The sequence below is a fragment of the Nocardioides imazamoxiresistens genome (assembly GCF_032378595.1).
Lineage (GTDB): Bacteria > Actinomycetota > Actinomycetes > Propionibacteriales > Nocardioidaceae > Nocardioides > Nocardioides imazamoxiresistens.
The window spans coordinates 14943-38951 of the sequence record NZ_JAVYII010000010.1 but is presented as its reverse complement, the minus strand read 5'-3'; the positions used below and the strand labels follow the sequence as shown (position 1 = coordinate 38951).

Annotated in this window: 23 protein-coding genes, 1 tRNA gene and 1 pseudogene; 6 read left to right on the top strand and 19 right to left on the bottom strand. The window is 73.1% G+C overall.

What is annotated here, in order from left to right; translation table 11 throughout:
- Positions 1–61: 61 nt before the first annotated feature.
- The 17 genes from RDV89_RS18620 to argS form a co-directional block, all read right to left on the bottom strand.
- Complete coding sequence (locus RDV89_RS18620) at positions 62–868, bottom strand: F0F1 ATP synthase subunit delta (RefSeq protein ID WP_315735531.1); 807 nt, start codon at positions 866–868, stop codon at positions 62–64.
- Positions 868–1407, bottom strand: coding sequence for a F0F1 ATP synthase subunit B (locus RDV89_RS18615; RefSeq protein ID WP_315735529.1), 540 nt, complete (start codon positions 1405–1407; stop codon positions 868–870). The genes RDV89_RS18620 and RDV89_RS18615 overlap by 1 nt, the downstream gene beginning before the upstream one ends.
- A gap of 35 nt (positions 1408–1442) precedes the next feature.
- Positions 1443–1646 carry an ATP synthase F0 subunit C gene (atpE, locus tag RDV89_RS18610; RefSeq protein WP_315735527.1) on the bottom strand — a complete coding sequence of 68 codons (204 nt, stop codon included), beginning with the start codon at positions 1644–1646 and terminating at the stop codon, positions 1443–1445.
- A gap of 68 nt (positions 1647–1714) precedes the next feature.
- On the bottom strand, positions 1715–2503 hold the full coding sequence (atpB, locus tag RDV89_RS18605) for a F0F1 ATP synthase subunit A (RefSeq protein ID WP_315735525.1): 789 nt from the start codon (positions 2501–2503) through the stop codon (positions 1715–1717).
- A 76-nt stretch (positions 2504–2579) separates the two neighbouring features.
- The gene (locus RDV89_RS18600; protein WP_315735523.1) at positions 2580–2834 is read right to left on the bottom strand and encodes an AtpZ/AtpI family protein; all 255 of its coding nucleotides are present in this window, start codon (positions 2832–2834) and stop codon (positions 2580–2582) included.
- A 33-nt stretch (positions 2835–2867) separates the two neighbouring features.
- Positions 2868–3344 (bottom strand): hypothetical protein, encoded by a 477-nt coding sequence (locus RDV89_RS18595; protein WP_315735521.1) that lies wholly within the window; start codon positions 3342–3344, stop codon positions 2868–2870.
- 55 nt (positions 3345–3399) lie between these two features.
- Complete coding sequence (locus tag RDV89_RS18590) at positions 3400–4578, bottom strand: glycosyltransferase family 4 protein (RefSeq protein WP_315735519.1); 1179 nt, start codon at positions 4576–4578, stop codon at positions 3400–3402.
- An 8-nt stretch (positions 4579–4586) separates the two neighbouring features.
- Positions 4587–5300 (bottom strand): L-threonylcarbamoyladenylate synthase, encoded by a 714-nt coding sequence (locus RDV89_RS18585; RefSeq protein WP_315735517.1) that lies wholly within the window; start codon positions 5298–5300, stop codon positions 4587–4589.
- 5 nt (positions 5301–5305) lie between these two features.
- The gene (gene prmC, locus RDV89_RS18580; protein ID WP_315735516.1) at positions 5306–6166 is read right to left on the bottom strand and encodes a peptide chain release factor N(5)-glutamine methyltransferase; all 861 of its coding nucleotides are present in this window, start codon (positions 6164–6166) and stop codon (positions 5306–5308) included.
- Positions 6163–7248, bottom strand: a complete 1086-nt coding sequence (gene prfA / locus RDV89_RS18575; protein WP_315735515.1) for a peptide chain release factor 1 — start codon at positions 7246–7248, stop codon at positions 6163–6165. Before prfA ends, prmC begins: the two co-directional genes overlap by 4 nt.
- Positions 7249–7368: 120 nt before the next feature.
- A complete protein-coding gene (rpmE, locus tag RDV89_RS18570; protein WP_315735801.1) occupies positions 7369–7587 on the bottom strand; it encodes a 50S ribosomal protein L31 in 219 nt (72 codons plus the stop codon).
- 171 nt (positions 7588–7758) lie between these two features.
- Positions 7759–9813: a transcription termination factor Rho gene (gene rho / locus RDV89_RS18565; protein ID WP_315735514.1), complete on the bottom strand. Its 2055-nt coding sequence runs from the start codon at positions 9811–9813 to the stop codon at positions 7759–7761.
- A 237-nt stretch (positions 9814–10050) separates the two neighbouring features.
- The gene (thrB, locus tag RDV89_RS18560) at positions 10051–11013 is read right to left on the bottom strand and encodes a homoserine kinase (RefSeq protein ID WP_315735513.1); all 963 of its coding nucleotides are present in this window, start codon (positions 11011–11013) and stop codon (positions 10051–10053) included.
- Positions 11014–11038: 25 nt separating this feature from the next.
- The gene (thrC, locus tag RDV89_RS18555; RefSeq protein ID WP_315735511.1) at positions 11039–12124 is read right to left on the bottom strand and encodes a threonine synthase; all 1086 of its coding nucleotides are present in this window, start codon (positions 12122–12124) and stop codon (positions 11039–11041) included.
- A complete protein-coding gene (locus tag RDV89_RS18550; protein ID WP_315735509.1) occupies positions 12121–13425 on the bottom strand; it encodes a homoserine dehydrogenase in 1305 nt (434 codons plus the stop codon). The genes thrC and RDV89_RS18550 overlap by 4 nt, the downstream gene beginning before the upstream one ends.
- Before the next feature lie 133 nt (positions 13426–13558).
- Positions 13559–14968: a diaminopimelate decarboxylase gene (gene lysA / locus RDV89_RS18545; RefSeq protein WP_315735507.1), complete on the bottom strand. Its 1410-nt coding sequence runs from the start codon at positions 14966–14968 to the stop codon at positions 13559–13561.
- A 1-nt stretch (position 14969) separates the two neighbouring features.
- Positions 14970–16640 carry an arginine--tRNA ligase gene (gene argS, locus RDV89_RS18540; protein ID WP_315735505.1) on the bottom strand — a complete coding sequence of 557 codons (1671 nt, stop codon included), beginning with the start codon at positions 16638–16640 and terminating at the stop codon, positions 14970–14972.
- 125 nt (positions 16641–16765) lie between these two features.
- Between argS and RDV89_RS18535 the strand changes: the two genes are divergently transcribed.
- The 4 genes and pseudogenes from RDV89_RS18535 to RDV89_RS18520 all read left to right on the top strand — a co-directional run bounded on the left by RDV89_RS18535 (position 16766) and on the right by RDV89_RS18520 (position 20588).
- A tRNA-Arg gene (locus RDV89_RS18535) sits at positions 16766–16838 on the top strand.
- Positions 16839–17290: 452 nt separating this feature from the next.
- Entirely contained in the window at positions 17291–18535 is a 1245-nt protein-coding gene (locus RDV89_RS18530; RefSeq protein ID WP_315735503.1) for a quaternary amine ABC transporter ATP-binding protein, read from the top strand.
- An 11-nt stretch (positions 18536–18546) separates the two neighbouring features.
- Positions 18547–19416 (top strand): annotated as a pseudogene (locus tag RDV89_RS18525) (ABC transporter permease); the annotation flags it as partial.
- Positions 19417–19694: 278 nt separating this feature from the next.
- On the top strand, positions 19695–20588 hold the full coding sequence (locus RDV89_RS18520; RefSeq protein WP_315735501.1) for a glycine betaine ABC transporter substrate-binding protein: 894 nt from the start codon (positions 19695–19697) through the stop codon (positions 20586–20588).
- Positions 20589–20669: 81 nt separating this feature from the next.
- Here RDV89_RS18520 and RDV89_RS18515 read toward each other — a convergent pair whose 3' ends face one another.
- A complete protein-coding gene (locus RDV89_RS18515) occupies positions 20670–21317 on the bottom strand; it encodes a response regulator (protein ID WP_315735499.1) in 648 nt (215 codons plus the stop codon).
- Positions 21314–22411, bottom strand: a complete 1098-nt coding sequence (locus RDV89_RS18510; RefSeq protein ID WP_315735497.1) for a sensor histidine kinase — start codon at positions 22409–22411, stop codon at positions 21314–21316. The genes RDV89_RS18515 and RDV89_RS18510 overlap by 4 nt, the downstream gene beginning before the upstream one ends.
- 111 nt (positions 22412–22522) lie before the next feature.
- Between RDV89_RS18510 and RDV89_RS18505 the strand changes: the two genes are divergently transcribed.
- Positions 22523–23257 (top strand): ABC transporter ATP-binding protein, encoded by a 735-nt coding sequence (locus RDV89_RS18505; RefSeq protein WP_315735495.1) that lies wholly within the window; start codon positions 22523–22525, stop codon positions 23255–23257.
- On the top strand, positions 23254–24000 hold the full coding sequence (locus RDV89_RS18500; protein WP_315735493.1) for an ABC transporter permease: 747 nt from the start codon (positions 23254–23256) through the stop codon (positions 23998–24000). The genes RDV89_RS18505 and RDV89_RS18500 overlap by 4 nt, the downstream gene beginning before the upstream one ends.
- The last annotated feature ends 9 nt before the right edge of the window (positions 24001–24009 follow it).

Sequence of the window (24009 nt, the reverse complement as noted above, 5' to 3'; positions counted from 1 at the left end):
ACTCTTCCTTCTGGTTCGGCCCGGGTGGTGGAGGGCGCGGGAACGGGGATCGGGGCCGGGGTCAGCCGGCGAGGCGGCGGCGTGCGGTGTCGAGGCGACCGGAGACGGTGCCGTCGATGACGTCGTCGCCGATCTCGACGAGGACACCTCCGACGACGCTCGGGTCGACCACGACGTTGAGGTGCACCGGACGGGAGTACTGCCGCGAGAGTACGTCGACCAGGCGAGCGCGGTCGGCGTCGGCGAGGGGCTTGGCGACGGTGACCGTCGCGACCCGCTCGCCGTTGACGTCCGCGGCCACCCGCTCGTACGTGGCCAGCGCGACGCCGACCGTGCGGTACGTGCCGGCGAGTGCCTGCCGCACCAGCGCGACCGTGGCCGGCAGCGCCTTCTGAGCCAGGAGGTCGTCGACCAGACGGGCCTTGTCCTCCGGGGAGCGGGCAGGGTCGGAGAGGGCGTCGCGCAGCTCGGGCGCACCCTTCACGACCTGACCGACCGCGAAGAGCTCGTCCTCGAGCCGCGCCGTGTCGTCACCGGCCGAGCGGACGACGGCGATCTCGCCGAGGCGCTCGACGGCGTCCGCCAGGTCGCGCGCGACCGTCCACCGCTGGGCGACGGCGTTCGCGACCAGCGACAACGCGGCGTCGCTGACCTTGCCGCCCAGGATCTGGCGGACCAGACCCTGCTTGGCCTCCGGGGCGACCGACACGTCCGTCACGACCCGGCGCAGCGCCGGCTCATCGCGGAGGATGCCGGCCACCGCGAACAGGTCGCCGCCGACGCGAGCGAGCTCGCCGGACGGGACCGAGCGCAGCTCGTCGGTCCGCGCCGCGAGGGCGTCGGCCGAGGCACCCCGGAAGTCGGCCATCAGTTGACTCCGCCCGAGGACTCGAGGTCCGCCAGGAAGCGGTCGACGACGCGGCTCTGGCGAGCCTCGTCCTCGAGGCTCTCCCCGACGATGCGACCGGCCAGGCCGGTCGCGAGCGCGCCGACCTCGGCACGGAGCGAGGTGACCGCCTGCTGGCGCTCGGCCTCGATCTGGGCCTTGCCGGCCTCGACGATGCGGGTGGACTCGGCCTGGGCCTGCTCCCGCATCTCGGACACGATCGTCGCGCCCTGCTCACGCGCCTCCTCACGGATGCGCGCGGCCTCGTGCCGGGCGTCGGCGAGCTGCTTCTCGAGCTCGGCGAGCTTGGCGTCGGCCTCGGCCTGCTTCGTCTCGGCCGCCGCGAGGCCGCCCTCGATCGCCGAGGTGCGCTCCGCGAAGGTCTTCTCGAAGTTCGGCACGACGAACTTGTTGACGAGCCAGAGGAGCACGAGGAACACGACCACACCGAGCACGAGCTCGGGGATGTGCGGGATGAGCGGGTTCGGCTCTTCGCCCTCTGCCGCGAGGAGGTAGTTCATGGGCTGTCCTTCGCTGGAGTGCCGTTCGGGTTACGTCAGAGGACGAACGCGAGGGCGATACCGATGATCGCCAGCGCCTCGGCGAGCGCGAAGCCCAGGATGGCGATGGTCTGCAGGCGGCCCTGGGCCTCCGGCTGACGCGCGACGCCGTTGATGTAGGCGGCGAAGATCAGACCGACGCCGATACCCGGGCCGATGGCGGCCAGGCCGTAACCGATCATGTTGAGGTTGCCGTCCACGGCGATTTCCTTTCGGTTGGTTCCCCCGCGGTGTCGCGAGGGACGGGGTGGGGCTGGAGTGCTGAGGCTCAGTGCTCGTCGGCGAGTGCGCCGGCGATGTACATCGCGTTCAGCAGGGTGAAGACGTACGCCTGGAGGAAGAGGATCAGGAGCTCCAGGAAGTAGATGGCGGCGAAGAGCAGCCAGGCGACCACGCCGACCGGCGCGTACAGCAGCTCTTCGCTCTGGAAGATCAGCCAGTACCCACCCATCGAGAAGAGGATGAGCAGCAGGTGGCCGGCGAACAGGTTGCAGAAGAGTCGCAGCGCGAGCGTGACCGGGCGGACCACGAGGTTGGAGAAGAACTCCAGCGGCACGATCAGGAGGAGGACCGGGCCGGTCACGCCGGACGGCAGCGTCTGCAGCTTGAGGTAGCCGAGGAAGCCGTGCTTGCGGATGCCGACGCCGTTGTAGACCAGCCAGCTGATGGCGGCCAAGCCGTAGACCAGACCGGCGCGCGAGAACGTCGGGAACTGGATGCCCGGGATCGCTGCCGCCCAGTTGTTGAACAGCAGGAAGAAGAACATCGTCACCAGGTAGGGCACGAACTTCTGGAAGTCGTGGCTGCCGATGATGTCGCGGCCGAGCGAGTTGCGGACGAAGCCGTACGCCGTCTCGCCGGCGAACTGCAGCCGGCCCGGGACCATCGCACGCTTGCGGGCGGCGAGGTAGAGGAAACCGACGGCGAGCAGACCGAAGACGACGATCTGCACCATCGGCTTCGTGACGACGGTGCCCTCACCGAAGATCGGCGGGAGGTCGAAGCTCGAAGGACCAGGGATGTACGGGTCTTCGGCAGCGAGAACGTTGACGCTCAACGCGCGTGCTCCTTCGTGAGGTCGGCCATCAGGTGAGGGTGGTCGATCGCAGCGGTCCGCCGGGGACCGCAGGCGTTCAGGTCTTCGGTTTGTCCCCGGCCTGGCCGGGGGATGCACGGTTGTACCGCGCGAAGGTCATGTAGATGCCCAGTCCGGCCCCGACCAGGATGCCGATGGCAACCAGGAAGGACGTGCCCAGCCACCGGTCCGCGAGCCAGCCGATCAGTCCGTAGACGAGGACGCCCGACATCAGATAGCTGAACGACCTCCAGGGGTCGGCCATCGGCACGTCGGTGGTCCTCCGCTGCTCGGAGGGCTGCTGCGGTGTCATCGCGCACCGGACGATAGCAGGAGGTCTGCGCCATCACGCACCTGGCCTCCCCGGCTCGTCCGCCGGCCGATCGGGCAGGTCGTAGACGGGGATCCGGGTGCGCACGGTGATCGCCACCTGCGCCACGCTCCACACCACCGCGCCGAGCACGACCGCTCCCCCGACCCACTGGCGGTCCAGCGTCGAGGTCGTCAGCCCGGACCGCTCCAGGGCCACCAGGGCGAGCAGCAGGAAGGCCAGGTGCGCGGCGTACGTCACCAGCCCCACGAGGACGACGGGGGCCGAGGCCACGGAGGCGACGAGGTCCATCAGCAGCGCACTGGTCGCGAGGATCACGACGAGGAGCGCGGCACCGACGACGGCGCCCCAGGCGGCCGGTGCACCGGACACGAGCCCACCGACGACAGCCAGACCGGCGCCCGCGAGGGCCACGGGTCCCACCGTGCGCACCACGACGCCGGAGGCCCGACTGGGCCCCAGGACGCGAGGGGTGGAGGTCGCGGTCGTCATGCTCGGCGGCCGTTCTCTGGGGGATCGCTGCTGCGGAAACTGCTCGTGAAAGTTATCACAAGGTCTCCGCGGCACCGCTCCCGGGGGCGTCCTCGGGGTCGTCCTCGGGGGCGTCGATGCCCTCCTTGGTCTGGCGCACCACGAAGGTGACGGCGACCGTGGCCACGGCGGCCACCACGATGCCCACCGCCACGGCCCGTCCGGAGTACAGGCTCATCACGACGACCCCGAACCCGATCAGGGCGGCCCACATCCACATCACGCCGACCGCGCGCCGGTGGGAGTGGCCCAGCTCGAGCAGGCGGTGGTGCAGGTGCTGCTTGTCGGCCTTCAGCGGGGACTGGCCGCGCCAGAGCCGTCGCACCACGGCGAGCGCGAAGTCGCTGAGCGGCACGATCATGATCCCGACGGGCAGCAGCAGCGGCAGGAGCGTCGGTACGAGGCTCGCCGGCCCGCCGTCCGCGCCGGAGGCGATCTGCGCGCTGGAGAACTGGCCCGTCAGGGTGATCGCGCTGGCGGCCAGCATGAGGCCCAGCAGCATCGAGCCGGAGTCCCCCATGAACAGGCGGGCGGGGTGGAAGTTGTGTCCCAGGAAGCCGAGGCACGCGCCCGCGAGCATCACGCTCAGCAGGGCGCCCGTGGTCGCGAGCGTCTCCCCGTTGACCCGGGTGAGCTGGTAGCAGAACCAGAAGAAGGCCAGCGCGCCGATGCCGATCACGCCGGCGGCGAGGCCGTCGAGTCCGTCGACGAAGTTCACGGCGTTGACGGTGAGCACCACGATGATGACCGTCAGCACCGCGCCCTGCGTGCCGTCCATCGCGAACACCGTGCCGCCGGGCCCGGGGAAGAAGAAGAACTGCACGTTCTGCAGCACGAGGTAGCCGGCGACCAGGACCTGTCCGCCCAGCTTCATCAGGGGATCGATCTCGAACAGGTCGTCGAGGACGCCGACCACGCAGATCATCGCGCCGGCGATGATCACCGTCCTGGCGCTGTCGAACATCTGCTCCGAGCCGCGGTACGACAGGAACGGCAGCTGCCGGGCCACCAGGTAGGCGGCGACGATGCCGACGAGCATCGCCACTCCCCCGAAGTACGGGATCGGCACGGCGTGGACGTCACGGTCGCGCACCCGCGCCACGGCGCCGGTGCGGATCGCCACCTCGCGCGCCAGCACCGTCGCCAGGTAGGTGGCGGCGGCGCCGACGAGGAAGACGAGGAGGTACTCGCGCATCCGCCGCCTCAGCCCTCGTCGACGACGGTCGCGCCCTGCGGCTCGAGCACCGCGTTGATCTCTTCGAGGCTCAGCGCGCCGGTGCGCAGCACCCGGCCCTGGGCGCCGGTCGCGTCGACGATGGTGCTGGCCGCGGCGTCCGGCTGCGCGGGGCCGCCGTCCAGGATCACCTCGACCGCACCACCCAGCATCGCGTCCGCCTCGGCGGCGCTGAGGGCGGCGGGGCGCCCGGTCAGGTTCGCCGAGCTGACGGCCAGGGGGCCCGTGCGCTCGAGCAGGTCGCGGGCGAGCGCGTGGTCCGGCATCCGCAGCGCCACCGTGCCCCGGGTCTCCCCCAGGTCCCACTGCAGGGAGACCTGCTGCGGGAGGACGAGCGTCAGGGGGCCGGGCCAGAACGCCTCCATCAGCGCCCGGGCGTACTGCGGGATCGAGCGCGCGAGCGCGTCGGCGGTCACCGCGGCCGAGATGAGGACCGGCGGGGGCATGCTGCGCCCACGTCCCTTGGCGTCGAGCAGGGCCTGCACGGCCGAGGCGTCGAAGGCGTCGGCGCCCACGCCGTACACGGTGTCGGTGGGCAGGACCACGAGGCGTCCGGTGCGGACCGCCAGCGTCGCCGCCTGCAGCGCGGTCTCGCGCTCCTCGTCGGTGCCCGTCGCCAGGACGCGCTCGTCCTGGTCGCCCGCGTCGCCCGCCTTGCGGAAGTCCGGTCCGTCGTCGCTCACGGGGCTCATCGTGCCAGCCGCGCCGTCGTGTAGCGCGCTCGACCTGCCAGGTCGCGGTGGTCGGCGACGTCGCTCCAGCGACCGTCGGCCACCACCACCGCGGGCGCGGCCTCGCCCTGCACGTCGGCGTGCTCGAAGCCCAGGTGCCCGCCCGGCCGCAGCAGCACGGCCGCCCGGGCGACCAGGACGCGGATCGCGTCGAGGCCGTCGTCGCCGGAGAACAGGGCCAGGTGCGGGTCGTGGTCGCGCGCCTCCTGCGTAACGGACTCCCAGGCCTCGAGGGGCACGTACGGCGGGTTGCAGACCACCACGTCGACACCGCCCAGCAGGTCGTCGGCCGCGCTGGCCAGGTCGCCCTCGCGCAGGTCGACGCCGGTGCCCGCGAGGTTGCGGCGGGCGAAGTCGTACGCCGCGGGGTCGAGCTCCACGGCGTGCACCCGCGCGGAGGGCACCTCGTGGGCGACCGACGCCGCGATGGCTCCCGAGCCGGTGCACAGGTCGAGGACGACGGCGCCCTCCCCCGTGCGGTCGCGCACCTCCTGCGCCCGCTCGACCGCCCACCCCGCCAGCAGCTCGGTCTCGGGTCGGGGGACGAAGACGCCCGGGCCGACCTCGAGGTCGACGTAGCGGAAGGTCGCGGTGCCCGTCAGGTGCTGCAGCGGCTCCCGGGCGGCGCGCCGCGTGGCCAGCGCGTGGAACGCGTCCGCCTGCTCGGGGGTCAGCTCGTCGACCAGGGCCACCTGCCCGAGCGGCACCCCCAGCACGTGCGCGAGCAGCTCGTCGACGTCGCGCTGCGGGCTCGCCACCCCGGCGCCCGCCAGGTGCTCGGCGACCACGCGGCGTACCCGGCGCACCTCGCGCGTCACGACCGCGCGCCCGTCTCGACGGCCGCGAGCCGCGCCTGGAGGTCGGTCTCGATGCAGGACTCGAGCACCGGGCCCAGGTCGCCGTCGAGCACGCCGTCGAGGTTGTACGCCTTGTAGCCCGTGCGGTGGTCGGAGATCCGGTTCTCGGGGAAGTTGTAGGTGCGGATGCGCTCCGAGCGGTCGACCGTGCGCACCTGCGAGCGGCGGGCGTCGCTCGCCTCGGCCGCCGCGGCCTCCTCGGCGGCCGCCAGCAGCCGCGAGCGCAGGATGCGCATGGCCTGGTCCTTGTTCTGCAGCTGCGACTTCTCGTTCTGGCAGGACACCACGATGCCGGTCGGCAGGTGGGTGATCCGCACCGCCGAGTCGGTCGTGTTGACGCTCTGCCCGCCCGGCCCGGAGCTGCGGAAGACGTCGATGCGCAGGTCGTTGTCGTCGATGCGGACGTCGACCTGCTCCGCCTCGGGCAGCACGAGGACGCCGGCGGCCGAGGTGTGCACGCGGCCCTGGGACTCGGTGACGGGCACGCGCTGGACCCGGTGCACGCCGCCCTCGAACTTCAGCAGGGCGTACGGCGCGGTGCCCGGCTCCGCCGACCCGCGCGCCTTCACCGCGACGGTGACCGACTTGTAGCCGCCGAGGTCCGAGGCCGTGGCGTCGAGGACCTCGACCGACCAGCCCTGCCGCTCGGCGAAGCGCGAGTACATCCGCAGCAGGTCGCCGGCGAACAGGGCGGACTCCTCTCCTCCCTCCCCCGACTTCACCTCGAGCAGCGCGTCCTTGCCGTCGGCCGGGTCGCGCGGCACCAGCAGCCGACGCAGCCGCTCCGCGGTCTCCTCGCGGCGCCCGGCCAGCTCGTCGGCCTCCTCGGCGAAACCGGGGTCGTCGGCGGCCAGCTCGCGCGCGGCCTCCAGGTCGTCACCCAGCTGCTGCCAGGAACGCCACACGCGGACGATCGACCCGACCTCGGCGTAGCGCTGGTTGACCCGCTTGGCCGCCTGCTGGTCGGCATGCAGCGCGGGGTCGGCCAGGCGCAGCTCGAGCTCGGCCTGCTCGGCCGCGAGGGCCTCGACTGCCTCGAACACGCGACTCCCTGCCTCCTGCGACGGTCACGACGCCGCGGACGCGGGTCGCGAAATGACAGAGCGCCGACCCGCGGACCTCGACCCGGAGGCCGAGGTGCGGGCCGGCGCTGCTGCGCGCGACTACTTCTTCGCGGCGTTCTTCTTGTAGCGGGCCTCGAAGCGGGCCACGCGGCCGCCGGTGTCGAGGATCTTCTGCTTGCCCGTGTAGAACGGGTGGCACTGCGAGCAGACGTCGGCGTGGAGCGAGCCGGAGGTCGCGGTGCTGCGGGTCGTGAACGACGCGCCACAGGTGCAGGTCACCTGGGTCACGACGTAGTCCGGGTGGATGTCCTTCTGCATGGTGTCCTCTTCCTCGGCGCCCGGGTCGTCGCTCCCCATGAACGACGTGAACCGGGACCAGCGGGTGATTGTGCCACCGTCCAGAACACGCGGTCGAATCGCGGCATTCCCGACGGCCGGCGGGGCCGGACGGCCTCCCCCACGAGGGTGGGAGGCCGCCGCGGCGCGTGCTCAGTGACCGTTCTGCTGGTCCGGCATCGTCTTCTGGACCTGCATGAGGAACTCGATGTTGCTCTGCGACTTCTTGAGCCGCTCGAGCAGGAGCTCCAGCGCCTGCTGGCCGTCGAGGCCCGAGAGCAGTCGACGCACCTTCCAGATGATCGCCAGCTCCTCCTTGCTGATGAGGAGCTCCTCGCGCCGGGTGCCCGACTGGACGGCGTCGATGGCCGGGAAGATCCGCTTGTCCGCGAACTCGCGGCGCAGCCGGATCTCCATGTTGCCGGTGCCCTTGAACTCCTCGAAGATCACCTCGTCCATCTTCGAGCCGGACTCGATGAGGGCCGTGGCGAGGATCGTCAGCGAGCCGCCGTTCTCGATGTTGCGGGCCGCGCCGAAGAACCGCTTGGGCGGGTAGAGCGCCGCGGAGTCGACACCACCGGAGAGGATCCGGCCGCTGGCCGGGGCCGCGAGGTTGTACGCCCGGCCCAGCCGCGTGATGCCGTCGAGCAGCACGACGACGTCGTGGCCGAGCTCGACGAGACGCTTGGCGCGCTCGATGGCGAGCTCCGCGACGATGGTGTGGTCGCTCGCCGGGCGGTCGAAGGTCGAGGAGATGACCTCGCCCTTGACCGAGCGCTCGAAGTCCGTGACCTCCTCGGGGCGCTCGTCCACGAGCACGACCATCAGGTGGCACTCGGGGTTGTTGCGCGTGATCGAGTTGGCGATGGACTGCATGACCATCGTCTTTCCGGCCTTCGCCGGGGAGACGATGAGGCCGCGCTGGCCCTTGCCGATCGGGGCGGCGATGTCGATGACGCGCCCGATCAGGTTGCTCGCGTCGGTCTCGAGACGCAGGCGCTCCGAGGCGTAGAGCGGGGTCAGCTTGGAGAACTCCGCACGGCCCTTGGCCTGCTCGAGGTCGGCACCGTTGACCGAGTCCACCCGGACCATCGGGTTGAACTTCTCCTTGCGCTCGCCCTCGCGGGGCTGGCGCACCTGGCCGACGATCGCGTCCCCGCGTCGCAGACCCATCTTGCGGACCATCGAGAGCGACAGGTAGACGTCGTCCGGGCCCGGGAGGTAGCCGCTGGTGCGCACGAACGCGTAGCTGTCCAGCACGTCGAGGATGCCCGCCGCCGGGACGAGGACGTCGTCCTCGAGGATCGTGGTGTCGGGCTCGTTGCGCCCGCCGCGGCCGCCGCGCTCGTTGCGGTCGCCCCGCTCGTTGCGGTCCCGCCCCCGGCGCCGCCGGCTGCGGCGACCACCCTCGTCGTCGCGGTTGGACTGCGGACCCTGGTCGCCGCGGTTGCCGCCCTGGTTGTTCTGGCCGCCCTGGCTGTTGCCGCCACCCTGGCCGCGCTGGCGGTTCTGGTTGCCGCCCTGGTTGTTGTTCTGGCGGTCCTGGTTGTTCTGGCGGTCCTGGTTGTTCTGGCGGTCCTGGTTGTTCTGGCGGTCCTGGTTGTTGCCGCCACCCTGGTCGCCCCGGTCGCCGCGCTCGCGGCGGCCCTGTCGGCCCTCGGGCGCGTCGGACTGGTCGCCCTGACGGTCCTGGCCGCCCTGGCCGCCCTGGTTCGCCTGGTCTCCCTGGCGGTCCTGGCGGTCCTGGCGGTCCTGGCGGTCCTGGCCACCCTGGTCGTCCTTGCGCTCGCGGCGGCGTCGGCCGCCGTCGCCGTCGCGCGCCGACGCGTCGTCGGTCGGCGCGGGAGCGGATGCCTCGACCTGCTGAGCGGCCGCGGCGTCACCGCCACGGGCCCGGCGGGCGCGGGCGGGACGCTCGGTCACCGTGGGGGCGGCCGCCTCCTCGGTCGACGGCGCCTTCGCGGCGCGGGCCGAGCCGCCGCCGGACTGGCCACCACCGGACTGGCCACCGGACTGGCCACCGGACTGGCCACCCGACTGGGCCGCCTTGATGGCGTCCACCAGCTGCGCCTTCTTCATGGCGCCCGAGCCGGCGATCCCCATGCCCGACGCCATCGACTTCAGGTCGGCGAGCAGCAGGGAGTTGAGTCCACCGCCCCGCTTGCGGGGTGCCTTGGCGGCATCGGCGGAGTCGATCGTTTCCGTCACGTGAGGTCCTTCCCACGTATCAGTGCTGGTCGTGCGCACGGGTTGCGCGTGTCCCCAGCTCTTGGTCATGGTCTCTCCGTCAGGACGCGCGTCCGTCGGGCTCCGAGCGTGCTCGGACGGAGCGGGACGAGAAGGATCCGCGTGCGGGACGGGGAGGAGGGGTGCGACCCGGTCAGTCCGGGTGCTGCGTCGTGCCGTTCGGCAGGTCGCGGAGGACCGGCCTGACGCGGCGCGTCGCTACCGTACCACCACGCCCTGCAGATCGACGGCAAGGTGGTGCGCGGCCCAGCCCGCGGGGCAGCGGTCGAGCAGCGCGCCCGCGCTGTCCACCGCCACCGGGTCGATCTCGTCGGAGTGCTCGCCGTCGCCGACGAACGCCAGGACGGTCGGCCCGGCCCCCGAGATCACGGCCGCCACGCCGTCGGCCCGCAGGCCCCGCACCAGGGCGGCGCTGTCGGGCATGGCCGAGGCGCGGTAGTCCTGGTGGAGGTAGTCGCGGGTCGCGGCCGGCAGCAGGTCGGGGCGCTGGCCGAGCGCGACGACCAGCAGCGCGGCACGCGCGGCGTTGGCCGCGGCGTCGGCGTGCGGCACCTCGCGCGGCAGGAGCCCGCGGGCGACCTCGGTCGAGACCGGGTCCGGCGGGACGAACACCACCACCGAGGTGCCCTGCACCACCGGCGCCGGCACCGCGAAGAAGTTGCCCGCCTCGGCACCCGAGACGGTGAAGCCGCCGAAGGTCGCGGGGGCCACGTTGTCCGGGTGGCCCTCGAGCTTGGCCGCCAGCGCGAACAGGTCCGTGTCGTCGATGCGGGCCGTGCCGTCGAGCACGAGCGCGCGAGCGAGCGCGAGGCCCCCGACGATCGCCGCCGACGAGGAGCCGAGTCCCCGGCTGTGGGGCAGCACGTTGCGGCAGTGCAGCCGCAGGCTCGGCTGCGCCAGGCCCATCTGCTCGAAAGCGGTCCGCATCGCCCGCACCACGAGGTGCGACTCGTCGAGCGGCACCCCGTCGGCGCCCTCGCCCTCGACGACCACCTCGAGGTGCGGCGTACCGGTGGTGTCGCCGGCCGCGAGCACCTCGCCGGTCAGCTCGTCACGCAGGTCCAGCGCGAGCCCGAGCGTGTCGTAGCCCGGCCCGAGGTTGGCCGACGTCGCCGGCACGCTCACGGTGACCGTGCCGCGCACGAAGGCCTCGTGCGTCACGGTCGAGGTCTCCCCCGCGGCCACGTCAGGCGAGCCCGGCGGCCTGCGCGACCGCGGCCACGTCGGCGTCCACGACGGAGTCGACGACGTCGCCGAGGCCCTCCAGCGCCGTGACCGTGTCCTTGAGCCCGTGACCGGTGACGGTCACGACGGTGACGAGGTCGGCGTACGACTCCCCCGCCGCCAGGTCGGCGAGCAGACCGGCCACGCCCGTGGCCGACGCCGGCTCGACGAAGACGCCGTCCCTGCGGGCCAGCTCGTGCTGCGCGGCGAGGATCTGCTCGTCGGTGACGGCGCGGAACCGACCGCCCGACTCCTCCGCCGCGGTGACCGCGAGCTTCCAGGAGGCCGGGTTGCCGATGCGGATCGCCGTCGCCTTGGTCTCGGGGTGGGCGACCGGTGCGCCCTCGACGAGCGGGGCGGCGCCGGCGGCCTGGAAGCCGCGCATCACGGGGCGGCGGCTCGCCCGGCCGAGGCCGGCGTACTGCGTGTAGCCGAGCCAGTAGGCCGCGATGTTGCCGGCGTTGCCGACGGGCAGCACGTGCACGTCGGGGGCGTCGCCGAGGAAGTCGACGATCTCGAAGGCGGCGGTCTTCTGGCCCTCGAGGCGCGCCGGGTTCACGGAGTTGACCAGCGCGACCGGGTAGGAGTCGGCGAGCTGGCGCGCGAGCATCAGGCAGTCGTCGAAGTTGCCGCGCACCATCAGGACCTGCGCGCCGTGCACGATGGCCTGGGCCATCTTGCCGGCGGCGATCTTGCCCTCGGGGACGAGGACGAGGGGCACGAGGCCCGACTTCGCGGCGTACGCGGCCATCGACGCCGACGTGTTGCCGGTCGAGGCGCACACCACGGCGCGGGCGCCCTCGTGCTTGGCCAGCGAGATCGCCGCGGTCATGCCGCGGTCCTTGAACGAACCGGTCGGGTTGTCGCCCTCGACCTTCAGCCACACCGTGCCTCCGGTCAGGCCGGACAGCCAGCCCGAGTGCACGAGACCCGTGCCGCCCTCGCGCAGCGTGACCGCCTCGACGCCGGCCGGCAGGTCCAGCAGCTCGCGGTACTCCTCGATGACGCCCCGCCACTGCGGACGCGCCGACACATCGACCGTGCTCATTCGCTCTCTCCCTCGACGCGCATCACCGAGGTGACCTCGCGGACGATCTCCATCTGCTGCAGGTGCGCCACCGTCGCCGCCAGCTGGGCGTCGGTCGCGCGGTGCGAGACGACCACCAGCTGGGCGTCCTCGCCGCGGCCCTCCTGCCGCACCGTCTGGATCGACACGCCGTGCTCGGCGAACGCGGTCGCGATCGTGGCGAGCACGCCGGCGCGGTCCTGGACGTCGATCGCGACGTGGTAGCGGGTCACGGTCTCGCCCATCGGCAGCACCGGGCGCGCCGCGTACGCCGACTCCCCCGCCCCGCGCGTGCCGGCGCGGTGGTGGCGCGCCACGGTGACCAGGTCGCCCATCACGGCCGAGGCCGTGGGCGAGCCGCCCGCGCCGGGGCCGTAGAACATCAGGCGGCCGGCGGCCTCGGACTCGACGAACACCGCGTTGTACGCGCCGCGCACGGAGGCCAGCGGGTGGCTGCGCGGGATCATCGCCGGGTGCACGCGCGCCGAGACGGACTCGCCGTCGGCGTCCTCGCGCAGCTCGCAGATGGCCAGCAGCTTGACGACCGCGTCCATGTCGGCGGCCGAGCGGACGTCCGCGGCGGTCACGTCGCTGATGCCCTCGCGGTGCACGTCGGCGGCGACCACCCGGGTGTGGAACGCCAGGGACGCCAGGATGGCGGCTTTCGCGGCGGCGTCGAAGCCCTCGACGTCGGCGGTCGGGTCGGCCTCGGCGTAGCCCAGGTCCTGCGCCTCGGTGAGCGCGTCGGCGAACCCGGCTCCCGAGCTGTCCATCTTGTCCAGGATGTAGTTCGTCGTGCCGTTGACGATGCCGAGGACCCGGGTGACGCGGTCGCCGACGAGGGACTCGCGCAGCGGCCGGATGATCGGGATGGCGCCCGCGACGGCGGCCTCGTAGTAGAGGTCGCGACCGGCCTTCTCGGCGGCGTCGAAGAGCGTGGCGCCGTCCTCGGCCAGCAGGGCCTTGTTGGCCGTCACGACCGAGGCGCCGCTCTCGAGGGCCGCGAGGATCAGGCCGCGCGCGGGCTCGATCCCGCCGATCACCTCGACGACGAGGTCCACGCCGCTGGTGACCAGCGCGTGGGCGTCGGTGGTCAGCAGGTGGGCGGGGACGTCGACCTCGCGGGCGGCGTCGAGGCGGCGCACGGCCACCCCGGCGAGCTCCAGCGGGGCTCCGGCCCGCATCGCGAGGTCGTCGGCCTGCTCGGTCAGGAGCCGCACCACCTGCGACCCGACGGAGCCGCAGCCGAGCACGGCGACGCGCAGGGCGTCCTTGGACTGCATCGATCTCAACCTTTCCAGCGTCGCCGTCACCACGGGCGACGGGGACGGACGGCACGTGGGTCGAGCGAACGGTAGCCCGAACCGGCGTCGGTCGTCGGATCGACCACCGAATCCGGATGGGCCCCGTCGCGGTTCACGCCTGCGGCCCCACGTCGGTGGCGAGCAGGTCGTCGAGCGTCTCGCGCCGCACGACCACGCGGGCGACGCCGTCCTTGACGGCGATGACCGGCGGACGCAGCGCGTGGTTGTAGTTCGAGGCCATCGAGCGGCAGTACGCGCCCGTGGCCGGCACCGCGAGCAGGTCGCCGGGGGCGACGTCGCCGGGGAGGAACTCGTCCTTGACGACGATGTCGCCGGCCTCGCAGTGGTGGCCGACCACGCGGGCCAGCACCGGGTCGGCCGCCGAGGCGCGCGAGGCGATGGTGCACGAGTAGTCGGCGTCGTAGAGCGCGGTGCGGATGTTGTCGCTCATGCCGCCGTCGACGGAGACGTAGGTGCGGCGCGCGCCGCCGTCGAGCGCGACCTCCTTGACCGTGCCGACCTCGTAGAGCGTGCAGGTCGACGGACCCACGATGGCCCGGCCCGGCTCGATCGACAGGTGGGGCACCTCGATCTGCAGGCCGCGGCACTCGTGATCGACGATCGCGCGCATCTCGGCGGCCAGCACCTCGGGCGTCGACGGGTCGTCCTGGGTCGTGTACGCGATCCCGAAGCCGCCGCCGAGGTCCATCTCCGGCAGCACCGCCCCGAGCTCGGCCGCCGCCCGGGCGTGCAGCGCGAGCACGCGGCGGGCCGCGACCTCGAAGCCGGCCGAGTCGAAGATCTGGCTGCCGATGTGGGAGTGCAGGCCGCGCAGCTCCACCCCGTCGGCCGCGAGCACCCGGCGTACCGCCTCGAAGGCGTCGCCGGAGGTGATCGAGAAGCCGAACTTCTGGTCCTCGTGCGCGGTGGCGATGTACTCGTGCGTGTGGGCCTCGACGCCCGCGGTGACCCGGATCATCACCCGTGCCGGCAGGCCGGTCTCGGCGGCGAGGGCCGCGACCCGCTCGATCTCGGCGAACGAGTCGAGGATGATCCGCCCCACGCCGACCTCGAGCGCGTGCCGCAGGGCCGGCACCGTCTTGTTGTTGCCGTGGTAGCCGATCCGCGCCGGGTCCACGCCGGCCCGGAGCGCGACAGCGAGCTCGCCCGGGGAGCAGACGTCGAGGCACAGCCCCTCCTCCGCGACCCAGCCGGCGACCGCCGTGCAGAGGAAGGCCTTGCCCGCGTAGTAGACGTCCCAGCCGGCGAACCCGTCGCGGAAGGCGCGGGCGCGGTCGCGGAAGTCGTCCTCGTCGAGGACGTAGGCCGGCGTGCCGTGGGTGGCCGCGATCTCCGTGACCGGCAGGCCACCGACGTGCAGGACGCCGGCGTCGTCCTTGCGGGCGCTGCCCGACCACAGGTGGGCGACCAGCTGGTTGGCGTCGGCGGGCTCCCGCAGCCAGGCGGGACCCTTCAGGGCCCCTTCGGCGTGGGCCCAGCCGGCCTCGTGCGCGCGGACCACGTCACATCCTCTCGGGGGCGCTGACGCCCAGCAGGTCGAGACCGTTGGCGAGGACCTGGCGCGTCGCGGCGACGAGCGCGAGGCGCGCGCCGTGCAGCGGACCGGGCTCCTCGTCGCCCTGGGGCAGCACCCGGCAGGCGTCGTTGAAGCGGTGGTAGGTCGCGGCCGTGTCCTCCAGGTAGCGCGCGACCCGGTGCGGCTCGCGCAGCTCGGCGGCCGTCGCCACGACGCCCGGGAAGGCGGCCAGCGCCCGCAGGAGCTCACCCTCCTTCGCGTGGGCCAGCAGGCCCGCGTCGAAGGCCTCGCCGGTCGCCGGGGCGATCCCCAGGTCGGCGGCGTTGCGCAGGATGGAGGAGACGCGGGCGTGCGCGTACTGCACGTAGTAGACCGGGTTGTCGCTGCTCGCCCGCGTGATCTCCGCGATGTCGAGGGTCAGCGGCGAGTCGGCCGGGTAGCGCGCCAGGGAGTAGCGCAGCGCGTCGACGCCGATCTCGTCGGCCAGCTCGTTGAGCGTGACGATCGTGCCGGCGCGCTTGGAGAGCCGCACCTCGGCGCCGTCGCGCATGATCTTGACCATCTGGCCGATCAGCACGTCGAGGGTCTGCGCCGGGTCGTCGCCGACGCACGCTGCCATCGCCTTGAGCCGACCCACGTAGCCGTGGTGGTCGGCGCCCAGCAGGTAGAGGCAGCGGTCGAAGCCGCGGGCCCGCTTGTCGAGGTAGTACGCCGTGTCCGAGGCGAAGTAGGTCAGCTCGCCGTCCGACTTGATCAGCACCCGGTCCTTGTCGTCGCCGAAGTCCGTGGTGCGCATCCACAGGGCGCCCTCGGACTCGTAGACGTGGCCGAGGTCCTTCAGCCGGGCCAGGGTCTCGGGCACCGAGCCCGACTCGTGCAGGGACAGCTCGGAGAACCAGACGTCGAAGTGCGTCTGGAAGCTGGCCAGCTGCTCCTGCTGCTGCGCGAGCTGCAGGGCGTACCCCTCGGCCCGCACCGCCGCGCGGCGCTCGTCGGCGGGGAGCTCGAAGATCCCGGGGCGCGAGGCACCCACGGCCCGCGCGAGGTCCTGGACGTACGCCCCCGCGTAGCCGTTCTCGGGGGTCGGCTCGCCGAGCGCGGCCGCGATGATCGAGTCCGCGAAGTGGTTCATCTGCACGCCGCGGTCGTTGATGTAGAACTCGCGCGTCACGTCGGCGCCGGCCGCGGCGAGGACCCGGCCGATCGCGTCGCCGAGCACCGCCCAGCGGGTGTGGCCGAGGTGCAGCGGACCGGTGGGGTTCGCCGAGATGAACTCGACGTCGATCTTCTGGCCGGCGAGCGTCTGCGAGCGCCCGTACGCGGCGCCCGCGGCCAGGACGTCGGCCGCCACGCGACCCTGCGCCCCCGCCTCGACCGTGATGTTGAGGAAGCCCGGGCCCGCGATCTCGACACCCGCCACGCCCGGGTCCTGCTCGAGCCGCTCGGAGAGGAGGCCGGCGAGCGCGCGCGGGTTGGTGCCGGCCTTCTTCGCCAGCTGGAGCGCGACGTTCGTCGCGTAGTCGCCGTGACCCTTCTGCCGGGGTCGCTCGACCGTCACGCTCGTGGGGAGGTCGGCGTCCGCCAGCGCGACGGCGCCGTCGGCGACGAGCCCCTGGAGGGCGTCGAGAACGGTGGAGGAGAGCTGCTCGGGGGTCACCGGCTCAGGGTATCGGCGCTCGGCCCCCGGCCGTGCAGCGGTGACGCGTGGACCTGATTCGGCGGCGTCGCGGGGCCGTTGTACAGTTCCCGCAGTTCGCTGCCGGGTCTCCCGCCACGGACGTTGCCTCCGTAGCTCAGGGGATAGAGCACTGGTTTCCGGTACCAGGAGTCGCAGGTTCGAATCCTGCCGGGGGCACCCTTCTCCACCGCCCGCCGCGCCGTCCGCGCGGTGGGCGTCCGTCATTTCGGGAGCCCGGGCACCGGCCCCTCTGGATTACCCGGTTCACCGGGTAACGCTCGACCTGGGCCCTGTTCGAACGGGTCACAAGTCGAGCGTTCCGGCACGGAGTCGAGGTATCGGCGCCACCCGGGGTCGTCTTTGCGCAGCCCTCCCGGACCCGGTCGCGCGACCCCCTCCCACCCGTACGGGCGAGCGGTGAAATCAATGGGTGTCGCCGACACCAAGCGAAGCAACCGTTAGAGTCACCCCTCGGTCCGACGGGGACGCCGCTTGGTCGCGGTGAACCTCGGCCCCAGGTACGAGCGGAAGCGCCTCGGGTTCCTGCTCAGCTTCAACGGCCAGTCGGACCTGCCAGCGACGTCGGCAACCGGTCGACGTCCTCAGTGCCGCCGAGGGAGTTCTAGCGAGTGCCGTTGATCGAGGCTCATGACGTCTACAAGGTGTTCGGCCGCAAGCCGCAGCGAGCGGTCGAACGACTACGAGGGGGCGCGAGCCGCGAGCAGCTCCGCGAGGACGGGTACACCGCCGCGGTCATCGACGCGTCGTTCGAGGTCGAGCAGGGCGGCATCTTCGTCGTCATGGGCCTGTCCGGGTCCGGCAAGTCGACCCTCATCCGCATGGTCAACGGGCTCCTGTCCCCCACGGCCGGGTCGCTCGAGGTCGCCGGTCGCTCCGTGTCCGACCTCGACTCCGCCGGCCTGCGCGCCCTGCGTCGCGACAAGGTCAGCATGGTGTTCCAGCACTTCGCGCTGCTGCCGCACCGCACCGTCGGGGAGAACGCCGCGTACGGACTGAAGGTCCAGGGCGTCAACCGCGCGGAGCGCGAGAAGCGCGCGGAGTCCGCCCTCGAGCTCGTCGGCCTCGGCGGGTGGGGAGCGTCGCTGCCCGGCGAGCTGTCCGGCGGCATGCGCCAGCGCGTCGGCCTCGCCCGCGCGCTGGCCGCCGACACCGAGGTCCTCCTCATGGACGAGGCGTTCAGCGCCCTCGACCCGCTGATCCGGCGCGAGATGCAGGACCAGCTCGTCGAGCTGCAGCACCGGCTCGACAAGACCATCCTCTTCATCACCCACGACCTCAACGAGGCGATGCGCCTGGGCGACCAGATCGCGATGATGCGCGACGGCCGGATCGTGCAGGTCGGGACCGCCGAGCAGATCCTCAACGACCCCGCCAACGACTACGTCGCCCAGTTCGTGCAGGACGTCGACCGCACCCGCATCCTGACGGCGTCCTCCGTCATGGAGCCCCCCGTCGCGACCCTGGGGCTCGAGCAGGGCCCCCGCGCCGCCCACCGCCTGATGCGCGAGCACCAGGTCGCGTCGCTGATGGTCGTCGACCGCAACCGGCGGCTCCACGGCGTCGTGACCGACGACGCCACGGCGGCCGCCGTCACCCGCGGCGTCGACACCCTCGACGGCCTGATCACCCCCGCCGTGACCACGGGCCCCGGCACCGCCGTGGCCGAGCTGTTCACCGCGGCCGCCGACAGTCCGGTCCCGCTCGCCGTCGTCGCCGAGGACCACCGGCTGCTCGGCGTGATCCCCCGGGTCACCCTGCTCAACGCGCTCGGCGCGGGCGCGTCGGCCGAGGTCACCATGCTCCCGTCGGGTCCCGACGACACCGCTCGCAACGCCACGGAGGTCCCGGCATGAGCCGCATCGACATGGCGGAGACCGTCGACGGGGTGCCGCGCATCCCGGTCGGCGAGTGGATCGACACGGCGTTCGACTGGGTCGACGACACCTTCGGGGCCGTCCTCGACAGCGTCTCGGACGCGATCGCCTCGACGGTCGGCGGGCTCGCCGACGTCCTCAACGCCCCCTCTCCCCTGCTGATGGTCGCCATCCTCTCGCTGCTCGCGGGACTCCTCGGGACCTGGAAGCTCGGCATCGGGTCGCTGGCCGCCCTCACCGTGGTCGTGGGGATGGACCAGTGGGAGGCGACGATGACCACCCTCGCCTCGGTGTTCTTCGCAACCGTCCTCGCGCTGCTGATCGGGATCCCCCTGGGGATCTGCGCCGCCCGGTGGAACGCGGTCAGCCGGGTCGTGCGTCCGGTCATGGACCTGATGCAGACCATGCCCGCGTTCGTCTGGCTCGTCCCCGTCGTGACCCTGTTCAGCATCGGCGTCCCCGCCGGTCTGGTCGCGACGGTGATCTTCGCCCTCCCGCCCGGCGTGCGGCTCACCGAGCTCGGGATCAGGCAGGTCGACGCCGAGGTGGTGGAGGCCGGGCACGCGTTCGGCGCGACCCCGCGCCAGATCCTCCGCGAGACCCAGCTCCCGCTCGCGCTGCCGACCGTCATGGCCGGCGTGAACCAGGTGATCATGCTGGCGCTCTCGATGGCCGTGATCGCCGGGTTCGTCGGCGGTGGGGGCCTCGGCAGCCAGGTCACGACCTCGATCTCCCGGCTCGACGTCGGTCTCGGGTTCGAGGCCGGCCTGTCGGTCGTCGTGCTCGCCGTGTACCTCGACCGACTCACGGGCGCGCTGGGCGGCGGCGCCGGATCCGGGCCCCTCGCGCGGCTGCGACGCCGCACCCTCGCCCGTGGCTCCGGTCGCGGCCCGGCCGTCCCCGCGACGCCGACCGGTGCGGCGCAGACCGGTGCGGCGCCGACCGGTGCGGCGCAGGACGCGCCCGCCGCGTCGCTGGAGAAGGCGCCGACGGGCGCGGGAACCTCCGAGCCCGCCGCCACGACGAAGGGCGTCTGACGTCTCGCACTCCACTCGGACCCGTGGACCACCCCCGACGACCGGACGACCCGACCCACTCGGACCTGCAGGTGAGCGAACGAATGAGAGAGAGACGACGAATGACGACGAAGAAGACGCGGACCCGGGTCGGAGCCGCCCTCGCCGGCGCGCTGAGCATCAGCCTGCTCGCCGCCGGTTGCGGCAGCGGCGACGACGCGGCCGACGACAACTCGATCACGCTCGGGATCATCCCGTCGTGGACCGACGGCCTCAGCACCGCCTACCTGTGGCAGCACGTGCTGGAGGAGGAGGGCTACGACGTCGAGATTCAGGAGCTCGCCGACGCCGCCCCGCTCTACGCCGGCCTCGCCAACGGTGACGTCGACGTGTTCCCGTCCGCCTGGCCCGAGGTCACGCACGCCGACTACATGGACCAGTACGAGGACGACCTCGAGGACATCGGCACCTACTACGGCAACGCCAAGCTGACGTTCGCGGTGCCGACGTACTCCGACATCACCTCGATCGCCGAGCTGCCCGACTACGTCGACGAGCTCGGCGGCCAGATCTACGGCATCGAGCCGGGCGCGGGCCTGACCCGCACCACCAAGGAGTCGGTGATCCCCACCTACGGGCTCGAGGACTTCACCCTCGTCGAGTCGTCGACGGCCGCGATGCTCGCCGAGCTCCAGAGCGCGACCGACGCCGAGGAGCCGATCGTCGTCACCCTGTGGAAGCCGTTCTGGGCCAACAGCGCGTTCCCGGTGAAGGACCTCGAGGACCCCGAGGGCGCCCTCGGCGACTCGGAGGGCCTGCACCTCCTGGGCCGCGACGGCTTCTCCGAGGACCACTCCGAGATCGCCGAGATGATGGCGCGTCTCGACCTCGACGACGAGCAGTACGGCTCGCTCGAGGACATGGTCGTCAACGAGTACGGCGAGGGCCGCGAGGCCGAGGCCGTCGACGCGTGGTTCGAGCAGAACCCCGACGTCCTCGAGGCCCTGCAGGGCTGAGCCCGACCCTCGACGCGTCACCTCCGAGCACCTGGCTCGGACGGGGGCCCGGACCGCACGCCGCGGTCCGGGCCCCCGTCGTCATCCCAGGATCCCCTCGTGCAGCGCGCGCAGCACCGCGTTCGTCCGGTCGCGCGCCCCGAGCTTGAGCAGGATCGTCGAGACGTGGTTCTTCACGGTGCCCTCCGCGAGGTGCAGCAGGCCGGCGACCTCGCGGTTGCTGCACCCGGACGCGACCAGCCGCAGCACCTCGAGCTCGCGCTCGGTCAGGTCCTGGACCGCGGCCGGCGCGGGCCCGGCCGGCGACGGTCCGGACCGGATGGCGCGCAGCAACCGGTCGGTGACGGACGGCGCGACCAGCGTGCCGCCGTCCGCGAGGGTGCGCACGGCCGCCGCCAGCCGCTCGACGGTCACGTCCTTGAGCAGGTAGCCCCGGGCCCCCGCCCGCAGCGCCTCGAGCAGCAGCTCGTCGTCGTCGAAGGTCGTCAGCACGAGCACCGGGACGTCGACGCCCTCCTCCGCGAGCCGGCGCAGGGTCCAGATGCCGTCGAAGCGCGGCATCCGCAGGTCCAGCAGCACGACGTCGGGCGGATCCGCGCGGACCACCTCGAGCGCGGCCGCACCGTCGTCCGCCTCGCCCACCACGTCCAGACCGGCCAGCTCGAGCAGTGTCCGCACCCCCTGGCGCACCAGCGTCTGGTCGTCGACGACGACCACGCGCACGCTCACCGGGCGGGCACCCAGGCCTCGACGCGGAACCCGTCCGCGCCGTCGAACCGCGCCCCGCCGCCCAGGTCCGCGAACCGCTCCGCGAGGCCGCGCAACCCGTTGCCCGCCACGGCCTCGCCGCCCCAGCCGTCGTCGCCCGCGGTCAGGAGCACCTGCCCGTCCACGCGGCGCACGACGACGTCCAGCCGGTCGGCCCGGGCGTGCCGCAGGCAGTTGGTCACGATCTCCTGCATCGCGCGCACCATGGCCGCCGCCTGCTCGGCGTCGACCGCGACCGCCGGCTCCACCTCGACACCCACAAGCAGGCCCGGAGCCGCCCGCCCGACCTCGGACAGCGCGGCGACGAGGTCCACCGGCGCCTCGCGCAGCTCGCCCACCGTCGAGCGCACGTCCGCCAGGAGGGCCCGCGCCACGGCGTCGGCGCGCTCGACGTGCTGGCCCGCCGCTCCCGGCCCGCGGTGCCGCGCCGCCTCGAGCTCGAGGACCAGCACCGTGAGCTGGTGCCCGATCAGGTCGTGCAGGTCGCGGGAGATCCGCAGACGCTCCCCCGCCCGGGAGGTCTCGGCCAGCAGGACGCTCTGCGCCTGCAGGCCCACGTGGGCCTCCGACAGGGCCGCGCGCAGCTGCTGCTCACGCAGGATCGCCGCGACGCTGAGCACCGAGGCCACCTGGATCATCAGGTAGAAGGCGCCGTTCGCGGCGACGTTGACGACCGAGTCCGAGACCTGCAGCGTCGCCGCCACCACGACGCCGGTGTTGACCGCGACCACGGCGGCGTTCCACCCGCGCGGGACGGTGTAGGGACCCACCGCCGCGACCAGCACCAGCAGGATGGGCAGCCACCCCGCGCCCGGCGCGGTCAGCACGAGGGCTGCGGCGAGCACGGTCGCGAGGGCGTACGCCCGGCGCCGGCGCCGCGGCACCCCCGCGACCGCGGCCACCACCAGGGCGCACAGACCCACCGCGAAGGCGAGTGCCCAGACCCCGCGCGGCACCGTGGTCGGGAAGTCCCCCAGCAGCACCGGCAGGGGCGCCGCCAGGCAGATCACGAGCATCGCGAGCGCCGACCACTCCTCCGCCGCGATCCTGCGCATGCGCCGATCCTAGGGCGCGGTCGGCGCTCGGGAGGGTGCCGGAAGTCAGGGGTCGGGGTCGTGACCTCCGGCACCGGCGCGGCGGGGCCCGGCCGTCCTAGCGTCGGCGCCATGACCGAACCAGCCGTCGTCGTCGACGCCGTCCGCGTCACCTACCGCGACGCCGTCGCGCTCGACGACGTCAGCCTGCGGGTCCGGCCGGGCGAGGTGCTCGGCGTCCTGGGCGTCAACGGCGCCGGCAAGACGACGCTCGTCGAGACGATCGCCGGGCTGCGGCGTCCCGACGCCGGCACCGTCCGCGTCCTCGGTCTCGACCCCGTGGCGCAGCGACGCGCGGTGCGCCGCGTGCTCGGCGTGCAGCTGCAGGAGGCGAGGCTCCACGACGCGCTGACGGTCGGGGAGCTCGTCGACCTGCACCGCGCCTTCCACGCCGACCCCCGCCCCGCCGACGAGGCCCTCGCGATGGTCGAGCTCACCGAGCGGCGCGACGTCCGGTTCGAGCGGCTCTCCGGCGGCCAGCAGCAGCGGCTGTCGGTCGCGCTGGCGCTGGTCGGTCGTCCGCGGGTGGTCGTGCTCGACGAGCTGACCACCGGGCTCGACCCGCGGGCCCGGCGTCGGCTGTGGGCCACGGTCGAGTCGCTGACCTCCGAGACGGTGCTGCTGGTCAGCCACGCCATGGACGAGGTGGAGCGCCTGTGCGACCGCGTCGTGCTCCTGGACGCCGGCCGCGTGGTCGCGGAGGGCTCCCCCGCCGAGGTCGTCGACCGGGTCGGGGCCGCGAGCCTCGACGAGGCCTTCCTCCGCCTCACCGGCCGCGCCCCGGGCGAGGACGAGGACGCCGCATGAGCACCACGACCGCCTTCGGGGCCCTCGTCCGCGCCGAGACCCGGATGGTCGTGCGCGACACCGCCGGTCTCGTGGTGCCGTTCGCGCTGCCGACCCTGCTGCTGGTCATGAACGCCGCGGCGTTCGGCGACCAGGAGGTCGGCGGCGGGCGCACCGTCGTCGACGTCCACGTCCTCCCCGTCGTCGTCGCCGTCGTCGTGACGATGGTGGGCGTCGTCAACATGCCGAGCTTCCTGGTCACCTACCGCCGCACGGGCATCCTGCGGCGCCTGGCCGTCACCCCCGTGGCGCCGTCGCTGGTGCTGGCCGCGCAGGTCGTGGTCGGTGTCGTGCAGGCCCTGCTGGGGATCGCGGTGGCGTACGCCGTCGCGGTCGCCGCGTTCGGCGCCTCGCCGCCGTCGCGGGTCGGGGCCCTGCTCGGGGTCCTGGCGCTGTCGATCGCCGCCACGTACGCCCTCGGGGCGCTCGTCGCCGCGGTGGCGCCGACGCCGAGCTCCGCCGTCGCGGGCGGCCTGGTCCTGTTCTTCGCGCTCGGCACGCTCGGCGGGATGTTCGGCAGCACCGACGTGCTGCCCGACGTGCTCGCCCGGATCGGCGAGGTGCTCCCGTTCGGCGCCACCGTCGCCGCCCTGGCGGCCGCGTCGGGCGAGACGGCGCTCCCGGTGGCGCCGATGGTCGGGCTCGCCGTCACCGCCGTCGTCGCCGCCGGCGCCGCGACGTGGACGTTCCGCTGGGACCGCTGAGGCCGGCGG

Coding starts and splice junctions, on each gene's coding strand:
- RDV89_RS18550 (WP_315735509.1), bottom strand. CDS start 13,425: ATGCAGTCCAAGGACGCCCTGCGCGTCGCCGTGCTCGGCTGCGGCTCC.
- RDV89_RS18590 (WP_315735519.1), bottom strand. CDS start 4,578: ATGCGCGAGTACCTCCTCGTCTTCCTCGTCGGCGCCGCCGCCACCTAC.
- RDV89_RS18595 (WP_315735521.1), bottom strand. CDS start 3,344: ATGACGACCGCGACCTCCACCCCTCGCGTCCTGGGGCCCAGTCGGGCC.
- RDV89_RS18615 (WP_315735529.1), bottom strand. CDS start 1,407: ATGAACTACCTCCTCGCGGCAGAGGGCGAAGAGCCGAACCCGCTCATC.
- RDV89_RS18620 (WP_315735531.1), bottom strand. CDS start 868: ATGGCCGACTTCCGGGGTGCCTCGGCCGACGCCCTCGCGGCGCGGACC.
- rpmE (WP_315735801.1), bottom strand. CDS start 7,587: ATGCAGAAGGACATCCACCCGGACTACGTCGTGACCCAGGTGACCTGC.
- RDV89_RS18520 (WP_315735501.1), top strand. CDS start 19,695: ATGACGACGAAGAAGACGCGGACCCGGGTCGGAGCCGCCCTCGCCGGC.
- RDV89_RS18510 (WP_315735497.1), bottom strand. CDS start 22,411: ATGCGCAGGATCGCGGCGGAGGAGTGGTCGGCGCTCGCGATGCTCGTG.
- thrC (WP_315735511.1), bottom strand. CDS start 12,124: ATGAGCACGGTCGATGTGTCGGCGCGTCCGCAGTGGCGGGGCGTCATC.
- RDV89_RS18500 (WP_315735493.1), top strand. CDS start 23,254: ATGAGCACCACGACCGCCTTCGGGGCCCTCGTCCGCGCCGAGACCCGG.
- RDV89_RS18600 (WP_315735523.1), bottom strand. CDS start 2,834: ATGACACCGCAGCAGCCCTCCGAGCAGCGGAGGACCACCGACGTGCCG.
- RDV89_RS18505 (WP_315735495.1), top strand. CDS start 22,523: ATGACCGAACCAGCCGTCGTCGTCGACGCCGTCCGCGTCACCTACCGC.